Below are 17129 nucleotides of genomic sequence, written 5' to 3' on the forward strand. Positions count from 1 at the left end.
TTTAACTATTATGCTCTTTCAACTTTTCCAGAACGTAAACATCTTGTACAAACTTTTACTCTCTTAGGAGTTCCATCTATTATAGCTCTAACGCTTCTTAAGTTCGCTGACCATGTTCTTCTACTGTGTCTATTTGAGTGTGATACTTGGTTTCCAGAAACCTTGCCTTTACCACATACGCTACATACTTTTGCCATTTACGTACACCTCCTTAAAATGATAAGTATTAAAGACTAAAAACATATTTATATTAACATAAATATTAAAAATTTGCAATAGAAATATATATTTGCCTTACATGTATTGAACAAATTCTTGTTATCATATAGAATTATATATATAATTTTATATAAAGTAAATATTAAAAATAAATCTTGTTGTTTATTTTATTTAAATTTTTCATTAAAACCCTTAATCTAGCTATAATTTCATCCATATTATAAAAATATATACAATTATTTTTTACAAAAATAATATAGATATAGAAATTATATTTATGGGTAATAAAAAGTAATAGGATTTACATAACCTATATATACAAGGTTCTTAGACAATAAAAACAAGGAAAGTTTTGCTGTATTTTGAGCAAAATAGAAATAGAAAATAAAATGAATTTAAGGGGGTCAAACATGAGTGCAAAGGTAACTAACAAATATGGAAATATAGAAATAGATAAAGAAGTAATAGCACAAATAGTATATAGAGCTGCTATGGAAAGTTATGGACTAGTAGGTTTAGCATTTAAATCTAAGGGTATAGTAGAATTATTAAAAGGTGAAAATGCTACAAAAGGTGTTAGAGTAGAAGAATTAGAAGATGATACCATAGCAATAGAACTGTATGTTATAATACAGTACGGAACAAATATATCTACAGTTGCAAATAATATCATAGATAGGGTAAAATATACAGTTGAAAACATGACGGCAGTAAAGGTAAGTAAGATAGATATCAATGTACAAGGAATTAGAGTTAAGTAATATAGGAGGACAAATATGATTCAGTATATAGATGGGAAAAAACTAAGGGAGATGTTTGTATCAGGAGCAAACAATCTTCAAAACCACCAGGATTTAGTAGATAAGTTAAATGTATTCCCAGTTCCAGATGGAGACACAGGTACTAATATGTCATTAACTATATCATATGCAATAAAGGAATTATTAAAAGTAAATGATGATAATATAACAGATATAGGCAAGGCATTATCTAAGGGTTCACTGATGGGAGCTAGAGGGAACTCTGGGGTTATACTTTCACAAATAATTAGGGGTATAGCAAAGTCTGTAGAAGGTAAAGACAAGCTTTCTTCTGAGGATTTAGCAGAGGCCTTCAAAAACGGCGCAGATACGGCTTATAAAGCTGTAATAAAACCAATAGAAGGTACTATACTTACTGTAGTTAGAGAAAGTGGAGACTATGCAATAAAGATATCCAAAAAAGAAAAAGATTTATTGAAATTCTTAGAGTTATTTATAAAAGAAGCCAATGAATCATTAGAGAGAACTCCAGATCTTTTAAAGAACTTAAAGGATGCAGGAGTTGTTGACTCAGGAGGAAAAGGTCTAGTTCTTATATATGAAGGTATGCACAAAGCATTACAAGGTTCCCCTGTAGTTTTAAGAGATTCTAGTTCAAGCAATGTAGGTAATATAGAAATATCTAAAAATAGTGTTTCTTCTGAAGATATAAAATATGGTTACTGCACGGAATTTATATTGGAAAGTGACAAAATAGATGACTCTGCTATAAGGGACATAATGATGCCTTATGGAGATAGTTTAGCTGTAGTTGGAGATGAGGGAGTAATAAAAGTTCATGTTCATACTAATGACCCAGGAAATGCGATACAAGAAGCTTTAAAATACGGTCAATTATTAACTATAAAAATAGAAAATATGAGAGTTCAACATGAGAATACATTGTTAGAAGTGCCAGATGATAGTGCTATATCTCAAGAAGAAGAAAAGGAATATGGATTTATAGCGACTTCTATGGGTGAAGGTTTAGCTAAAATCTTTAAGGATTTTGGAGTTGACCATATAATAGAGGGCGGTCAAACTATGAATCCAAGTACAGAAGATTTCATGAGAGCTATAGAAAATATAAATGCTAAAAACATATTTATATTCCCTAATAATAGCAATATAATAATGGCTGCAAATCAAGCAAAAGAGTTAAGTGATAAGAATATAATAGTTATTCCTACTAAAAATACTCCACAAGGATTTACTGCATTAGTAAACTTTGACTCAAGCTTAAGTGAGGAAGAAAATGAAGAGGCTATGATTGATTCTTTAGGATTGGTTAAGTCTGGTCAAGTAACTTTTGCTGTGAGAGACACAGTTATGAACGATATTGAAGTTAAGGAAGGAAATATAATAGGTATAGCAGAGGGGAAATTGCTGGCTTCTGGTGAAAATGTAGATAAAATAACTACAGACCTTATTGATAAATTAGTTGATGAAGATACTGCAATAATAACTCTATTCTATGGGGAAGATGTAACTGAGGATCAGGCAAATACACTTCGTGACAAATTAGAGGAAAAATTTGAAGATATAGATGTAGAGTTATATTATGGAGGACAGCCTCTTTACTATTACTTAATTTCAGTTGAATAATAATTTTGAAGTCCTGTGTAATCTCTACTTTATAAAGTGATTATACAGGGCTTTTTATTTACTCTAAACAATATATCAAGCTTATAAATCAAAGTTTGGATATATAGGCGAGGCGAAATTTCTATTTAGTAGGTGGTTAAGCGTGGAAGAATTAAATAAGGATGTTCAGTATGTAAAGGGAATTGGACCTAAGAGAGCATATAAGTTAAATAAATTAGGAATATTTACATTGAAGGACTTAATATACTATTTCCCAAGACAGTTTGAAGATAGAAATAACTTAAAGAAAATAGCACAGTTGGATAATGATGAAAAGGCCACTATAAAGGCAGTCATAACTGGTATAGAGACATCATCTCCTAAGAAAGGAATGACGTTGACAAAGGTTTGTGTAAAAGATGAGACAAGTTCTGCTAAGTTAGTGTTTTTCAATCAACCTCATATAAAAAATGCATTTAGGGTAGGAGACATGGTGTTAGTTTTTGGTAAAGTAAAAAAAAGCTACAAGAATGTAGAATTGACATCTTGTGAAATAGAATTCTTCACTAAATCCCCTAAGAATACTTGCAAGGTTATGCCTATATACCCATTGACATATGGTGTAACTAATAAAGAAATTATGAGCATAATGAAGACTGTTTTAGACAGTGAAGAGCTTAAAATAAAGGAGTATCTGCCTATAAATATAATTAAAAAATACAATTTATGTAGTATAGACTATGCTATTAAAAATATACATAGTCCACAGAGCAAAGATTCTTTAAAAGTTGCATTATACAGAATTATATTTGAGGAATTCTTAATTTTACAGATGGGATTATTTCTATTTAAGAGTGGGATAAATGACTGTAAAGGTATAAAATTTAATAAAAATGAAAACTTAGATAATATAAGAAGCTCACTACCATTCAAATTAACAAAAGCCCAATCTAGAGCTTTAAATGAAATAATAGACGATATGGCCTCAGATAAAATTATGAATAGGTTGGTACAAGGAGACGTGGGGAGCGGTAAAACTGTTGTTGCCCTACTTTCACTAGCTAACTGCGTTTTAAATGGATATCAGGGTGCACTGATGGCTCCTACAGAAATTTTAGCAGAACAGCACTATGCATATTTATCAGATACTTTAGAAGAATTTAATATAAATGTAGAACTTTTAGTAGGCAGCTGTACTAAAAAGCAAAAAGAAAATATTTTAAAGAGAGTAAAAAACAATGAGATTGATATATTAATAGGAACACATGCACTTATAGAAGATACTGTAGAGTTTAGTAATATAGGGCTTGTAATAACTGATGAACAGCATAGATTTGGAGTTAGACAAAGAAGTAGGTTATCAGATAAAGGTAAGAATCCGGATATAATAGTAATGACTGCAACACCTATACCAAGGACTTTAGCACTTATTTTATATGGTGACTTAGATATTTCTATTATCGATGAACTTCCACCTGGAAGACAGCCAATAGAAACTATTGCAATTGATAAGAAAAAAAGAGAAAGAGTGTATAATAACTTGGTTAGAGATGAGGTACAAAAGGGAAGACAGGTTTATATTGTTTGTCCATTAGTAGAAGAGAGTGAGGCTATAGAAGCTAAAGCTGCAACGGAATTAGTAGAAGAATTAAAATCACAATATTTTAGTGACTTAAGAGTTGGACTTTTACATGGTAAGATGAAATCTAGTGAGAAAGATAATATAATGAAAATGTTTAAAAACAAGGAAATAGATATACTGGTTTCTACTACAGTTATAGAAGTAGGTGTAAATGTTCCAAATGCTACTCTTATGATAATAGAAAACTCAGAAAGATTTGGACTGGCCCAACTTCACCAACTTAGAGGAAGAGTTGGAAGAGGTGTTCACAAGTCGTATTGTATTTTAATATATGCATCAAAATCAGAAGTATGTAGACAAAGGATGTCTATAATGGAAGAAACAAATGATGGATTCAAAATATCAGAAAAAGACTTAGAGATAAGAGGTCCAGGAGAATTTTTTGGTACAAGACAACACGGAATTCCGGAGTTAAAGGTAGCCAATATATTTAAACATATGAAAATATTAAAATTGGCTCAACAAGAGGCTAGATATATACTAGGAGAAGACAAAAATCTCAATTTTGAGGAAAATAAATTGCTAAAAAATGAAATTTTTGATAAATTTAAGTATACATTAGAAGAAATCTCATTAAATTAAATTAGAGTTATGGTAAAATAGACTGAGAGGAGAATAACATTGAGAGTAATATCAGGAAAAGTACGAGGGTTAAAGTTAAATACTCCCAAAAATGAAGATGTAAGACCGACTACTGACAGGGTAAAAGAGTCTTTATTTAATATAATAAGTTCATATGTAATGGAAAGTAATGTTTTAGATTTATTTGCTGGGACAGGTTCATTAGGAATAGAATGCCTATCTAGAGGAGCAAATAAGTGTGTTTTTGTAGATAACAGCAAAGAAAGCATAGAAATAGTTAAATCTAATATAAAAAAAGCAAGATTCGAAGAGAGCAGTATAATCATAAACTCAGATTTTAAGGATGCAACAAATAAACTTTATGTACAAAAAAATAAATTTGATATAATTTTTATGGATCCTCCATACTATAAGAATATGTTCATAGAAGCTATTGACCGAATTAATGGCTTAGAGTTATTAGCAGAAGAAGGAATTTTGGTAATAGAACATGATATAAAAGATGAATTTCCAGAAAAAATAGGGAAACTAGAGAAGAGTAGACATAAAAAGTATGGGAATACTGCGTTGACTTTTTATAAGATGGAGGAATAAGATGAAGACGAAAATCAAAAAAGCTATGTTCGCAGGAAGTTTTGATCCAATAACAAATGGACATTTAGATATAATAACAAGATCATCAAAAATATTTGATGAGTTACAAATAGGAGTACTAAATAATCCAAATAAAAAATGTTTATTTACTTTTGAAGAAAGAGTAAATTTAATTAAAGCATCAACAAGTCATATAGACAACGTAAAGGTTGTAAGTTTTGATGGATTACTAGTTAGGTATTGTGAGGAAAATGGAATAGATACTCTTGTAAGAGGTGTAAGAAGTGGAGCTGATGTTGAATATGAACTTCAAATGGCTCATATGAATAGAGAGTTAAATCCTAATATTGAAACAATCATTTTACCTACAAATACGATTTATTCTTTTATAAGTTCCTCTTTAATAAAGGAAGTTTTGAGTTTTGATGCAGACATAAAAAGATTAGTTCCAGAGGTAGTTCTTAAGGAGTTAAAAAGAAAAACTAACAGGGGGAAATAAAGATGAAGGTAGATTTAGAAATGATGGATTTATTTGAAGAATTAGAAGAAACTGTGAAGAATGCTTCTACAAACCCATTTTCTCATAAGTGTAGTATAGATAAGCAGTATGTTTTGCAGTTATTAGCAGATATAAGATCATTGATACCAGAGGAAGTTACACAAGCTGTATGGGTAAACAAGGAAAGACATAAAATAATTAATAAGGCCAAGCAAGAGGCAGAGGAAATAATTGAACAAGCAAATAAAGAAGCTAGTAGAATTGAAGAAGAGTGCAACAATAACATGGAACTAATAAAGAAAAATTCTGAGGAAGCACTTAAAGCATATGTTGAATCGAGCGAGCCTGTGACAAAAGCTGATGAAAGAGCAAAGGAAATATTAGAAAAAGCTGAAAGTGTAGCCAAAGAAATAAGATTAGGGGCCATAGAGTATGCAGAGGATGTTCTTACTAGTGTTGAATATAACTTAAAGGGAATTTTAGAAGAAGTTGAAAGAGATAGAAGAGAGCTAAATCCAAAAAAATAAAAATTAATTTAGATGCTAGATAAAAATAAAAAAGGTCAGCTACCTTAATTGAGATATAGGTAGTTGACCTTTTTGATGTGTGTTTTAGATATAAAACATGTGTATATTATGAAACATATGTATATAAAATATTTGATTATATTACTGTAAATTTCTTTTTGGCTATAAATATAGATGAAATAATATATATTATAATAATCATTGAAGCGATTATATTATAATTACTTATATAAAAATTCCAAATAAAATTGTTAAAGAGATTGTCATATCCAATATTAAAGTTAGAAACAACTACTGATGATTTTAATAATGGGTAGAACAAAAAAGTGAATATAGAAGCAAAAATACCATGTAGAAATTTACTAAATATGTAGACATTTAAATTTATGTTTGCTTTAGCTAGAAAGCTACAACATTGTGCTAGTATAGACAAACCACTAAAACCAATTAAGAAACTGCATAAACAAGCTCTAAGAGCCTCAGATACATATGACACACTAGAAACTTTACTACATCCGAGTGTGATTTCAAATAAACCACTAATAAAGGATTCACACAGTTCTTTAGGTACTCCAAAAATAGATAGAGGTAAGTACATAACATTTGATATTATAGAAATAATATTAAATATAGATAAGATTTTAAATACGACGAAAAAGACTATTACAAACCCACCTACATTAAGAAGCGTGTTTACTCCACTAAATACAGCATTTCCAAACAGTATAAAGAATCCATTGTTGTTAGAATTCCTAGAGTCAATAATATTAGCTAAACTATCCTTTAGTTTGTAATTAGATCTAGGTAATATTTCATTACCGTAGTTTCTAAAAAGCAAACCTACTAATATAGATCCTAGATAATGACAAATAATCATTAAATAGCCAAGAGATGAACTGCCAAACATTCCTACAGATACGGAGCCTATTATAAATAGAGGACCTGATGTAGAACAAAATGAGACTAATCTTTGGGCTTCATGTTTAGATATTTGATTAGTTTCTCTAAGCTGAGATGCTAACTTTGCGCCAATAGGATACCCAGATACTGTAGATATTGCAAAAACTAGTGCACTTTTTCCAGAAACATTGAAAATAATCCTAGTTATAGGGTTTATTATTAGTCCAATTATATCTATAACCTTTAAATCGACAATTAAGTTTGCGCCGATTATAAAAGGTAATAAAGACGGGACAAGTATATTAGACCATATACCAAAACCTTCTTTAGCTGCAAGTATAGATTCATTTGGAAAAAGAATTATACCAAAGACTAATAACATAACTATAAACATCGGAATGAAGAAAATGATAACTTTACTTTTTTTCATAACATCACCTTATTAAATAATATAAAATATTATATTATTTGAACTAGATATATATGAATAATAAAAAACCTAAAGGTATCTTCCTTTAGGCTGTATCAATCATTACGATATATTATTTTATATATACAGGAGAAGTATAAAAATCCATAGGACCTTTAACTAAATTTTTATTGTTTTTATAATAAATAAGATTATAGATGTTAGTAGACTTTATATCATAATCTATTAGTGTATTAAAGATATCATTTGTATTTGAGTGTGATATATTTGAAAACTTATTTATTATATTAATATCAGAATTATTTTTTATGTTTTTTAGTATTTCGCGGCCCTTATCATTAAAAGCGAGTACTCTAATATACGGCATATATGAAATATCTTTTACAAGATTAATATCATCTTTTGTTATTCCAAGCAAGATATTATTAAGAGTACGCTTTATTTTTGTCAGAGTATATCTTTTGGACTTTATGGAAAATTGAAGCTCATCTGTAGAAGAAGAGGTAAAAATATTTTGGTATATTTTATTTTCAATTCCCTCGTTTACTTCGAAGTATTTTTTAAGGTTATTTTTGTCTCTAATCACAATTGAGGACAAATTATCAAAAAATAAATCTTCGAACACAGGTCTAAATTTGTTATTTAATTTGTCTACTAGATTATCAAAAGTAGGTTTTGGAACTACAGATTGAATTTGAGATATATCGCTACTTTCTTTTAGTAATTTCCTTATTGCCGTAGCAGAACATATACTACCATCTATAGTATCTGAATTATATTGTGATTGAATTCTAGTAATTGTATAAGGTTTTATAGGACTTTTCAATTTTATTAGGCTTTTTAGGTATTCTAGACCTAATATGTTATTTGAGGAGTTTAAAATATCAAAAAGCCTATCACTAGATATATTGTTTATTAAATTATTATTTTCAATATATGAATACAAGGCCTGTCCTCTTGCAACAGGAAACAGCATGCCATCATCTAGAAAATTCTTAAGATACAGTTTAAATTCTTCTGGTTCTTCAACTAGTATTTTTGCTAAGGTATAGAGAATATCTGTATCTCCCTCTTCACTGCCAAAGCAAATAGAGTTTACACAATTTAAAGAATTTAGAAGAGTAACTGCTCCTTGGGCAAATATTTCTGCACTTTGGCATGCAAATAGTGTTGGAAGTTCAACAACCAAATCAACTCCATTTTCAACGGCCATCTTTGCCCTTGTATATTTATCGAATAAAGCAGGTTCACCCCTTTGCAAAAAGTTTCCGCTCATAATAGCGATAGTATGTGTGGCATTAGTTATTTGTTTGGATTTATGTAAATGGTATAAATGACCATTGTGAAAGGGATTATACTCAACAATAAGTCCTGTTAAATTCATAAAAACCCTCCTTTTTAATCAAAATTTAAAAAATAAAAGACAATATAGCTATTAGGTATTATAAAAATACAAAAAAAGTAATATAATAGTATATATTGGATAATATAAAAATTAAGCAATTATATTATATTATTATAGCAAATCGATAAAAATAATCTATGTAAATTATTGTACAAACACTATATACTTTTATAAAAAAAAGTGGTATATTATTTATGTTCAATGTATACAAATTAAAGATATTGTAAAAAATTAAGTTTTTAGCTGATTTTTTGGAGTTTAAGAGCTTATTACATATTATTGATAAAAATTTAAGGAGGTATACTAATGAAAATATTAGTATTAAACTGTGGTAGTTCTTCATTAAAATATCAATTAATCGATATGAACAATGAAGAAGTTTTATGTATAGGATTAGTTGAAAGAATAGGTATAGATGGATCTATATTAAAACAAGAAAAAGATGGAGTAGAAGGTAAATTAATAAAAGAAGAACCTATGAAAAACCATCAAGATGCTATCAAATTAGTATTAGAAGCTGTTTTACACCCAGAGTTCGGTGGAGTTAAAGAAATGAGTGAAATAGAAGCTGTAGGACACAGAGTTGTTCACGGTGGAGAAAAATTCGCTTCATCAGTATTAATAACTGAAGAAGTTGAAAAAGCTATAAAAGAATGTGTAGATTTAGCACCACTTCATAACCCAGCTAACATAATGGGAATAGACGCTTGTAAAGCTATACTTCCAAATGTTCCTATGGTTGCAGTGTTTGATACAGCTTTCCATCAAACAATGCCTAAATCTTCTTATTTATATGGATTACCTCATGAATTATACACTAAATACGGTGTAAGAAGATACGGATTCCATGGAACTTCTCACAAATATGTATCTCAAAGAGCAGCTGAGATGTTAGGAAAAGATATAAAAGACTTAAAAATAATAACTTGTCACTTAGGAAACGGTGCTTCAATAGCAGCTGTAGATGGTGGTAAATGTATAGATACTTCAATGGGATTCACTCCATTAGAAGGTTTAATAATGGGAACTAGATGTGGAGATATAGACTCTGCTATATTACCATTTTTAATGCAAAAAGAAGGTCTAGATGCAGATGGATTAAGTAACCTAATGAACAAACAATCTGGAGTATACGGTATGACTGGAATATCAAGTGACTTCAGAGATATAGAAGGAGCAGCTGAAAAAGGTGATGAAAAAGCACAAGTAGCTTTAGATGCTTACGTTAAAAAAGTTCAAAAATACATAGGTTCATATGCTGCTGAAATGAACGGAGTAGATGTTGTAGTATTTACTGCAGGTGTTGGAGAAAATGGTATAGACCTAAGAGGAAGAATAGCTTCTAACATGGAATTCTTAGGAATGAAGTTAGATGAAGAATCTAACAAGGTTAGAGGAAAAGAAAGAGTAATATCTACAACAGACTCTAAAGTTAAGATGTTATTAATACCAACTAACGAAGAGTTAATGATAGCTAGAGACACTTTAAATTTAGTAAAATAGTCTTAATTGGACATAATATATTTTAAGGTAGGGTAACACCTACCTTAAGTTTTTTAAAGGTATTTCAATTTACCGCTATATCTATCAAGTAAAAATACTTGACAAACAAATGCTAGATTTGTATAATAAATTTGGTGATATATTGAGGTGAAATTAATGAAAGTTAGTCTAGATAAACTAATTAGAAGAGAAACCGATAAAATAGACTTGAGTTTTTTTGAGAAAATTGATACTATTAGTTATTGTGATAAGATTTATGAATTAGCTTCACCTGTAAATATAAAAGGTAAAATAGCAAATACAAATAAAGGTTTATACCTTAAAGTAGATGTTGATTTTACAATTCTTGACCATTGTGCAAGATGTTTAGATCAGGTAGAAGTACCATTAGAATATTCTATCGAAGGTTTTTTAGTAAAAGAAGATAATTATGACGAAGATGAGTTCGAAGACTTTGATGCATTTATAATCGATGACCAAGAGGTCGATTTGATTGAAATAATAGGACAAACACTAGAATTTAATGCACCAAGTGCAGTTACATGTAGTCAAGAATGTAAAGGTCTTTGTCAAGGATGCGGAGCCAACTTAAATATAGAAGGATGCTCATGCAATGAACATACGAACGACGAGGAGAATATAGATCCCCGTTTTGCTAAATTAAAAGATTTGTTTAAAACTGACTAAGGAGGTGGCGTAAATGGCAGTACCAAAGCGTAAAACGTCTAAATCAAAAACTAAAATGAGAAGAGCAGCTAACTCAAAGATGGTAGCAACAGGATTTGTAAGTTGCCCACAATGTCATGAGCCAGTATTACCACATAGAGTATGTCCAGACTGTGGATATTATAAAGGTAAAGAAGTTGTATCTAAGTAATAACTTTTAAAAACATGTAGAATACTCTACATGTTTTTTTTGTATATATATCTTTATGTATACAAATTAATATATACACTAGATATTAGGGTATAAAGGATTTTACAGAAGCAAAGGATATAGATATAAAGCCTGTATTATATAAAAATATAAAAAATAAATAATATAGGTATTGAAAAAAAATAATTCGTATTATATACTACTATTAGTAGCTGGTACTAATTACAGCTATAAATTTTTGGAGGGAACATGAAAAAGAAAAGCAGAGCCCAAAGACAGAAGGAACTTATTGATATGTTAAAAACAGATCCTTTTTACACAGATGAGGAGTTGGCAAATTTGTTTGGTGTTAGTATTCAAACTATAAGGCTCGATAGAATGAGTTTGAATATACCTGAGTTAAGAGAAAGGGTAAAACTAATAGCAGAAACAGAGACATCAAAGGTAAAAACTCTGGGTGTAAAGGAGATTACAGGAGAAATAATTGATTTATCAGTAGGTAGCTTAGGAATATCTATGTTAGAGATTACTGAGGACATGATTTATTCTAAGACTAATACTCTGAGAGATACTTATATATTTTCTTTAGCTAATTCATTAGCAATGGCAACAATAGATGCACCTAAAGTTATAATGAGGGTTGCCAACATAAAGTGCTTAAAGTTAATAGAGCAAAAAGATAGACTAATAGCTAAGGCAGAGGTCTATAGAAAAGTAGACAGAAAGCACTATGTAAAAGTTATTGTAAATAACAAGTCTCAAGAGCAGATATTTAGAGGAAAATTTATATTTGAGGAATTAGATTAGGAGGAAATGTCATGAGAATAGTAATAGATGGAATGGGTGGAGATAATGCACCAAAGTCTAATGTAGAGGGTGTAGTAAATGCTATAAAGGAATACAATGTTGATTTAATAATAACTGGAGATAAAAAACTATTAGAGGAAGAATTTTCAAAATATGAATTTGATAGAAGTAAATTGGAAATAGTGAATACTACAGAGATAATAGAAAATGAAGATAAGCCAGTAAAGGCAATAAGATCTAAAAAAGATTCATCTATGGTTGTTGCACTAAATCTTGTGAAAGAAGGTAGAGCAGATGCAGTGATATCTGCTGGAAATACAGGAGCATTACTTGCTGGAGGACTATTTATCGTAGGTAGAATAAAGGGAATTGACAGACCTTGTCTATGCCCTGCAATACCAAATGTAAAACGTGGTATGACAATAATAGCAGATGGTGGAGCAAATGCAGACTGCAAACCTAAGAACTTAGTGGAATTTGCAGCCATGAGTGATATTTATGCTAGAAAAGTACTAGGTCATAAAAATCCTAAGTTAGCACTTGCAAATGTAGGTATAGAAGAAGGAAAAGGAAATGACTTAGTTAAAAAGTCTTATGAAGAACTTAAGAAATTAGATTTAAATTTTATAGGAAATATCGAAGCTAGAGATGTTATCAATGCTTATACAGATATAATTGTATGTGATGGATTTACAGGAAATATATTATTAAAGTCTGCCGAAGGTGTGGCCATGTCAGTTATGGGACTTTTAAAAGAAACATTCATGTCTAGTACGAAAGGAAAGATGGGAGCATTACTTTTAAAAGAAGATTTGAAAAAATTAAAGAGTTTTATGGATTACTCAGAGTATGGAGGTGCACCGCTTTTAGGAGTTAATGGAGGTGTCATAAAAGCTCATGGCAGTTCTAACTCATTAGCTATAAAGAATGCCATAAGACAAGGTATAAGATTTTCAGAGGGCAATGTCATTGAGTCTATAAAAGAATTTATAGAAAGTTATGGCAAAGAAAATGATGACAATAAAAATGATAAAGAATAATAATTAGATTAGTATAAGCATATTTGATTGATATTACTCACTCTTTAGATATATTCCTTTTGGAGGGTTATATATATGAACACAAAAGCTGGTATATTAGGTGTTGGAAGTTATCTGCCAGACAAGATACTAGATAATTTCCATCTTGAAAAAATTATGGACACATCAGATAAGTGGATAAGAGAAAGAACAGGTATAAGAGAAAGAAGAATAGCAGATGACAGTCAGGCAACTTCCGATTTAGCAACTGAGGCCGCAAGAAAGGCTATTGAATGTGCTAAATTAAACCCAAAAGACATTGAACTTATAATAGTGGCATCAGCTACACCAGATATGTTTTTTCCGTCAACAGCTTGTCTGGTACAAGAAAATCTAAAGGCATCAAATGCAGTTGCTTTTGATATATCAGCGGCATGCTCAGGATTTATATATGCACTAACAATAGCTAAGCAATTTGTTGATAACAATACATATAACAATGTACTGGTAATTGGTGCAGAGACCCTTTCAAGGGCTTTAGACTATAGTGACAGAACAACATCAATACTATTTGGCGATGGTGCAGGAGCAGCTATAATAGGAAGGGTTAAAGAAGGAGGAATATTATCTACCTACCTGGGATCAGATGGAAGTGGCAAGGACTTCTTGGGGATACCAGGAGGAGGTTCTAGAAATCCGGCTACCCACGAAAGTGTAGACAAAAAACTACACACGATAAAGATGTCTGGAAGCGATGTATACAAATTTGCAGTTAGAATAATGGGAGAGGCCTCTTTAAGGGCACTTGAAAAGGCAAATATGACTACAGATGATATAGACTGCCTTATTCCTCATCAAGCTAATATAAGGATAATAGAGGCTTCAGCCAAGAGGCTTAAGTTAGACTTAGACAAGGTATACATAAACCTAGACAAATACGGTAATGTATCAGCGGCATCTGTACCAATCGCTCTAGATGAAGCATATAGAAGTGGAAAAATCAAAAAAGGTGACAATATAGTTCTAGTAGGCTTTGGAGGAGGATTAACCTGGGGTTCCTCTGTTGTTAATTGGAGTTTATAAGGAGGAGAGTATGAATCAAATTTGTAAATTACTAAATATAAAATATCCTATAATTCAAGGTGGAATGGCATGGGTAGCAAATGCTTCTTTAGCTAGTGCTGTATCGAATGCTGGAGGGTTAGGAATAATAGCTGCTGGAAATGCACCAAAGGATATTATAAAAAGTGAAATAAATAAATGTAAGAAGTTAACAGATAAACCTTTTGGGGTCAATGTAATGTTGATGTCTCCATTTGTTGAAGAAATAATCGATTTGGTAATAGAAGAAAAAATAGAGGTAATAACTACTGGAGCGGGAAACCCTGCAAAGTATATAGAAAAACTTAAAGGCGCTGGAGTAAAAATAATACCAGTAGTTCCAACTATATCACTTGCAAAAAGAATGGAAAAGTTAGGAGCAGATGCCATAATAGCAGAGGGAACAGAAGCTGGAGGACATATAGGTGATTTAACTACAATGGTATTGGTACCTCAGATTGTAGATGAAGTTGGTATACCTGTAATTGCGGCCGGAGGAGTAGCCGATGGAAGAGGTATAGTAGCATCATTTGCACTAGGGGCTAGTGCTGTACAAATTGGAACTAGATTTATATGTAGTGAAGAATGTAGTGTGCATGAAAACTATAAAAATTTAGTTATAAAGGCTAAGGATAGAGATGCTGTAGTTACAGGAAGAAGTACAGGTCATCCTGTAAGAACACTAAAAAATAAACTATCAAAAGAATTTTTAAAGATGGAAAAAGAAGGAGCTTCTATTGAGGAGTTAGATAAAAAAGGAAGTGGAGCACTTAGACTTGCAACTGTGGATGGAGATCTTGAAAGAGGGTCATTTATGGCTGGTCAAATAGCTTCAATTATAAAAGATATAAAACCATGCAAAGAAATTATAGAAGATATGGTAAGTCAAGCCAAGGCTATTATGCCTAACATAGAGTTATAATTCAGGAGGTAAGCAATGGGAAAATTAGCATTAGTATTTCCTGGGCAAGGAGCTCAATATGTGGGCATGGCTAAGGATTTATATGAAAAAAATAGTATATCAAAAAAAGTTATAGATGACGCCTGTGAATCTCTAGGAGTAGATTTAAGGAATATTATGTTTGAAGGCAGTGATGAAGAGTTAAGCAAAACAGAGAATACCCAACCAGCCATACTTACACACAGTATAGCTGCATTAGAAGCATTAAAGGCAGAGGTAGATTTTAAGTTTGATGGGTGTTTAGGTTTGTCTTTAGGAGAGTATAGTGCATTAGTAGCCGCAGGAAGCATAGATTTTTTGGAGGCTGTAAAACTAGTTAAAAAAAGAGGAAAGTTTATGCAAGATGCAGTTCCTTTAGGAAAAGGCGCTATGGCAGCTATATTAGGGCTAGATAGAGAAATATTACAAGGAATTATAAATAATATAGATGATGGAATTATAGAAGTAGCAAATTACAATTCACCAGGTCAAATAGTAATATCTGGTGAAACTATGTTAATAGATGACGCAATTATAAAGTGTAAAGAAAGAGGAGCCAAAAGAGCAGTCAAGCTAAAAGTAAGTGGAGCTTTTCACTCATCCATGCTAAAAGATGCAGGAGTTAGGTTATCCAAAGAATTAGATAAGATAGATATATCAAAACCTAAAATAGATGTAGTAGCAAACGTAAATGCAGATTATTATCAAGAAGAAGTTAGAGATTTACTTATAAAGCAGGTGAGTTCATCTGTACTTTGGGAGAATTCTATAGAAAAGTTATTAGAAGAAGGATATGACAATTTTGTGGAAATAGGACCAGGAAAAACATTGAAATCTTTTATTAAAAAAATAGCTTCTAATAAAAATGTAGATGTAAATATTTTCAACATAGATAGTTTAAACTCTTTAAACGAGTTTATAGAAATTTATAGAAATGGGGAAATAAAATGTTAGATATTAAAGGAAAAGTAGCTTTAGTAACTGGAGGATCTAGAGGAATAGGAAAAGAAGTAGCAAAAAAACTAGCATCTTTTGGAGCAAACCTTATAATAAACTACACATCTAGAGAGGAATCTGCACTAGAAACAAAAAAAGAAATAGAAGATTTTGGTGTGAAATGCATGGTTGTAAAATGTGATGTATCAAAGTCAGAAGAAGTTAACTTGATGGTAGATGATGTAATAAAGGAATTTGGCCAAATAGATATACTGGTAAACAATGCTGGTATAACAAGAGATGGGCTTCTTATGAGGATGAAAGAAGAGGATTTCGACAAGGTAATAGATATAAATCTTAAAGGAGTCTTTAATTGTACAAAGGCTGTATCTAAGCCTATGATGAAAAAGAAGTTTGGAAAAATAATTAATATGTCATCTGTAGTTGGTATAGTAGGAAACCCAGGTCAGGCTAATTACTGTGCATCAAAGGCAGGAGTTATAGGTTTTACTAAGGCTACGGCAAAAGAACTAGCATCAAGAAATATAAATATAAATGCTATTGCACCAGGATTTATAGATACTGATATGACAAATGTATTAAGTGATGATTTAAAAAATACTATGTTAAAAAGTATTCCTAAAAATGAATTTGGTAAACCAGAAGATGTTGCAAATGTAGTGGCATTTTTAGCGAGTTCAATGTCTAGGTATGTAACAGGTCAAGTTATAAATGTAGATGGTGGAATGGTTATGTAATAAAAA

General features: G+C 30.9%; 18 protein-coding genes. 15 read left to right on the forward strand and 3 right to left on the reverse strand.

Annotation, left to right across the window (positions count from 1 at the left end; all coding sequences use genetic code 11):
- Window positions 1-8: 8 nt before the first annotated feature.
- Complete coding sequence (rpmB, locus tag BUB34_RS01140; protein ID WP_073123407.1) at window positions 9-197, reverse strand: 50S ribosomal protein L28; 189 nt, start codon at window positions 195-197, stop codon at window positions 9-11.
- A 432-nt stretch (window positions 198-629) separates the two neighbouring features.
- Between rpmB and BUB34_RS01145 the strand changes: the two genes are divergently transcribed.
- From BUB34_RS01145 to BUB34_RS01170, 6 genes are all read left to right on the forward strand, one after another.
- A complete protein-coding gene (locus BUB34_RS01145; protein WP_073123409.1) occupies window positions 630-980 on the forward strand; it encodes an Asp23/Gls24 family envelope stress response protein in 351 nt (116 codons plus the stop codon).
- Between the two features lie 15 nt (window positions 981-995).
- The gene (locus BUB34_RS01150; RefSeq protein ID WP_073123411.1) at window positions 996-2624 is read left to right on the forward strand and encodes a DAK2 domain-containing protein; all 1629 of its coding nucleotides are present in this window, start codon (window positions 996-998) and stop codon (window positions 2622-2624) included.
- 142 nt (window positions 2625-2766) lie between these two features.
- Entirely contained in the window at window positions 2767-4827 is a 2061-nt protein-coding gene (recG, locus tag BUB34_RS01155; protein ID WP_073123413.1) for an ATP-dependent DNA helicase RecG, read from the forward strand.
- Window positions 4828-4866: 39 nt separating this feature from the next.
- Window positions 4867-5421, forward strand: coding sequence for a 16S rRNA (guanine(966)-N(2))-methyltransferase RsmD (gene rsmD / locus BUB34_RS01160; protein WP_073123415.1), 555 nt, complete (start codon window positions 4867-4869; stop codon window positions 5419-5421).
- Window position 5422: 1 nt separating this feature from the next.
- Window positions 5423-5920, forward strand: coding sequence for a pantetheine-phosphate adenylyltransferase (gene coaD / locus BUB34_RS01165; RefSeq protein WP_073123417.1), 498 nt, complete (start codon window positions 5423-5425; stop codon window positions 5918-5920).
- 2 nt (window positions 5921-5922) lie between these two features.
- Complete coding sequence (locus tag BUB34_RS01170) at window positions 5923-6447, forward strand: hypothetical protein (protein WP_073123419.1); 525 nt, start codon at window positions 5923-5925, stop codon at window positions 6445-6447.
- A gap of 136 nt (window positions 6448-6583) precedes the next feature.
- Here the strand turns inward: BUB34_RS01170 and BUB34_RS01175 are convergent, their stop codons facing one another.
- Together BUB34_RS01175 and BUB34_RS01180 are read right to left on the reverse strand one after the other, a co-directional pair.
- Window positions 6584-7777 carry a sporulation integral membrane protein YlbJ gene (locus BUB34_RS01175; protein WP_073123421.1) on the reverse strand — a complete coding sequence of 398 codons (1194 nt, stop codon included), beginning with the start codon at window positions 7775-7777 and terminating at the stop codon, window positions 6584-6586.
- Between the two features lie 112 nt (window positions 7778-7889).
- Entirely contained in the window at window positions 7890-9161 is a 1272-nt protein-coding gene (locus BUB34_RS01180; protein WP_073123423.1) for a nucleotidyltransferase, read from the reverse strand.
- A gap of 327 nt (window positions 9162-9488) precedes the next feature.
- Here BUB34_RS01180 and BUB34_RS01185 point away from each other — a divergent pair, with 327 nt between their 5' ends.
- From BUB34_RS01185 to fabG, 9 genes are all read left to right on the forward strand, one after another.
- Window positions 9489-10685, forward strand: coding sequence for an acetate/propionate family kinase (locus tag BUB34_RS01185; protein WP_073123425.1), 1197 nt, complete (start codon window positions 9489-9491; stop codon window positions 10683-10685).
- Between the two features lie 156 nt (window positions 10686-10841).
- Entirely contained in the window at window positions 10842-11372 is a 531-nt protein-coding gene (locus tag BUB34_RS01190) for a YceD family protein (protein ID WP_073123427.1), read from the forward strand.
- 13 nt (window positions 11373-11385) lie between these two features.
- Complete coding sequence (gene rpmF, locus BUB34_RS01195; RefSeq protein WP_073123429.1) at window positions 11386-11562, forward strand: 50S ribosomal protein L32; 177 nt, start codon at window positions 11386-11388, stop codon at window positions 11560-11562.
- 249 nt (window positions 11563-11811) lie between these two features.
- Window positions 11812-12369: a transcription factor FapR gene (fapR, locus tag BUB34_RS01200; protein WP_073123431.1), complete on the forward strand. Its 558-nt coding sequence runs from the start codon at window positions 11812-11814 to the stop codon at window positions 12367-12369.
- An 11-nt stretch (window positions 12370-12380) separates the two neighbouring features.
- Window positions 12381-13409 carry a phosphate acyltransferase PlsX gene (plsX, locus tag BUB34_RS01205; RefSeq protein WP_073123433.1) on the forward strand — a complete coding sequence of 343 codons (1029 nt, stop codon included), beginning with the start codon at window positions 12381-12383 and terminating at the stop codon, window positions 13407-13409.
- Between the two features lie 75 nt (window positions 13410-13484).
- Window positions 13485-14471, forward strand: a complete 987-nt coding sequence (locus BUB34_RS01210) for a beta-ketoacyl-ACP synthase III (protein WP_073123435.1) — start codon at window positions 13485-13487, stop codon at window positions 14469-14471.
- A 10-nt stretch (window positions 14472-14481) separates the two neighbouring features.
- A complete protein-coding gene (gene fabK, locus BUB34_RS01215; protein WP_073123728.1) occupies window positions 14482-15411 on the forward strand; it encodes an enoyl-[acyl-carrier-protein] reductase FabK in 930 nt (309 codons plus the stop codon).
- Between the two features lie 15 nt (window positions 15412-15426).
- Window positions 15427-16383 carry an ACP S-malonyltransferase gene (gene fabD / locus BUB34_RS01220; RefSeq protein ID WP_073123437.1) on the forward strand — a complete coding sequence of 319 codons (957 nt, stop codon included), beginning with the start codon at window positions 15427-15429 and terminating at the stop codon, window positions 16381-16383.
- Complete coding sequence (gene fabG / locus BUB34_RS01225) at window positions 16377-17123, forward strand: 3-oxoacyl-[acyl-carrier-protein] reductase (protein ID WP_073123439.1); 747 nt, start codon at window positions 16377-16379, stop codon at window positions 17121-17123. Before fabD ends, fabG begins: the two co-directional genes overlap by 7 nt.
- Window positions 17124-17129: the final 6 nt, after the last annotated feature.

Origin of the sequence: Asaccharospora irregularis DSM 2635 (assembly GCF_900129815.1) — a bacterium.
GTDB classification, from domain to species: domain Bacteria; phylum Bacillota; class Clostridia; order Peptostreptococcales; family Peptostreptococcaceae; genus Asaccharospora; species Asaccharospora irregularis.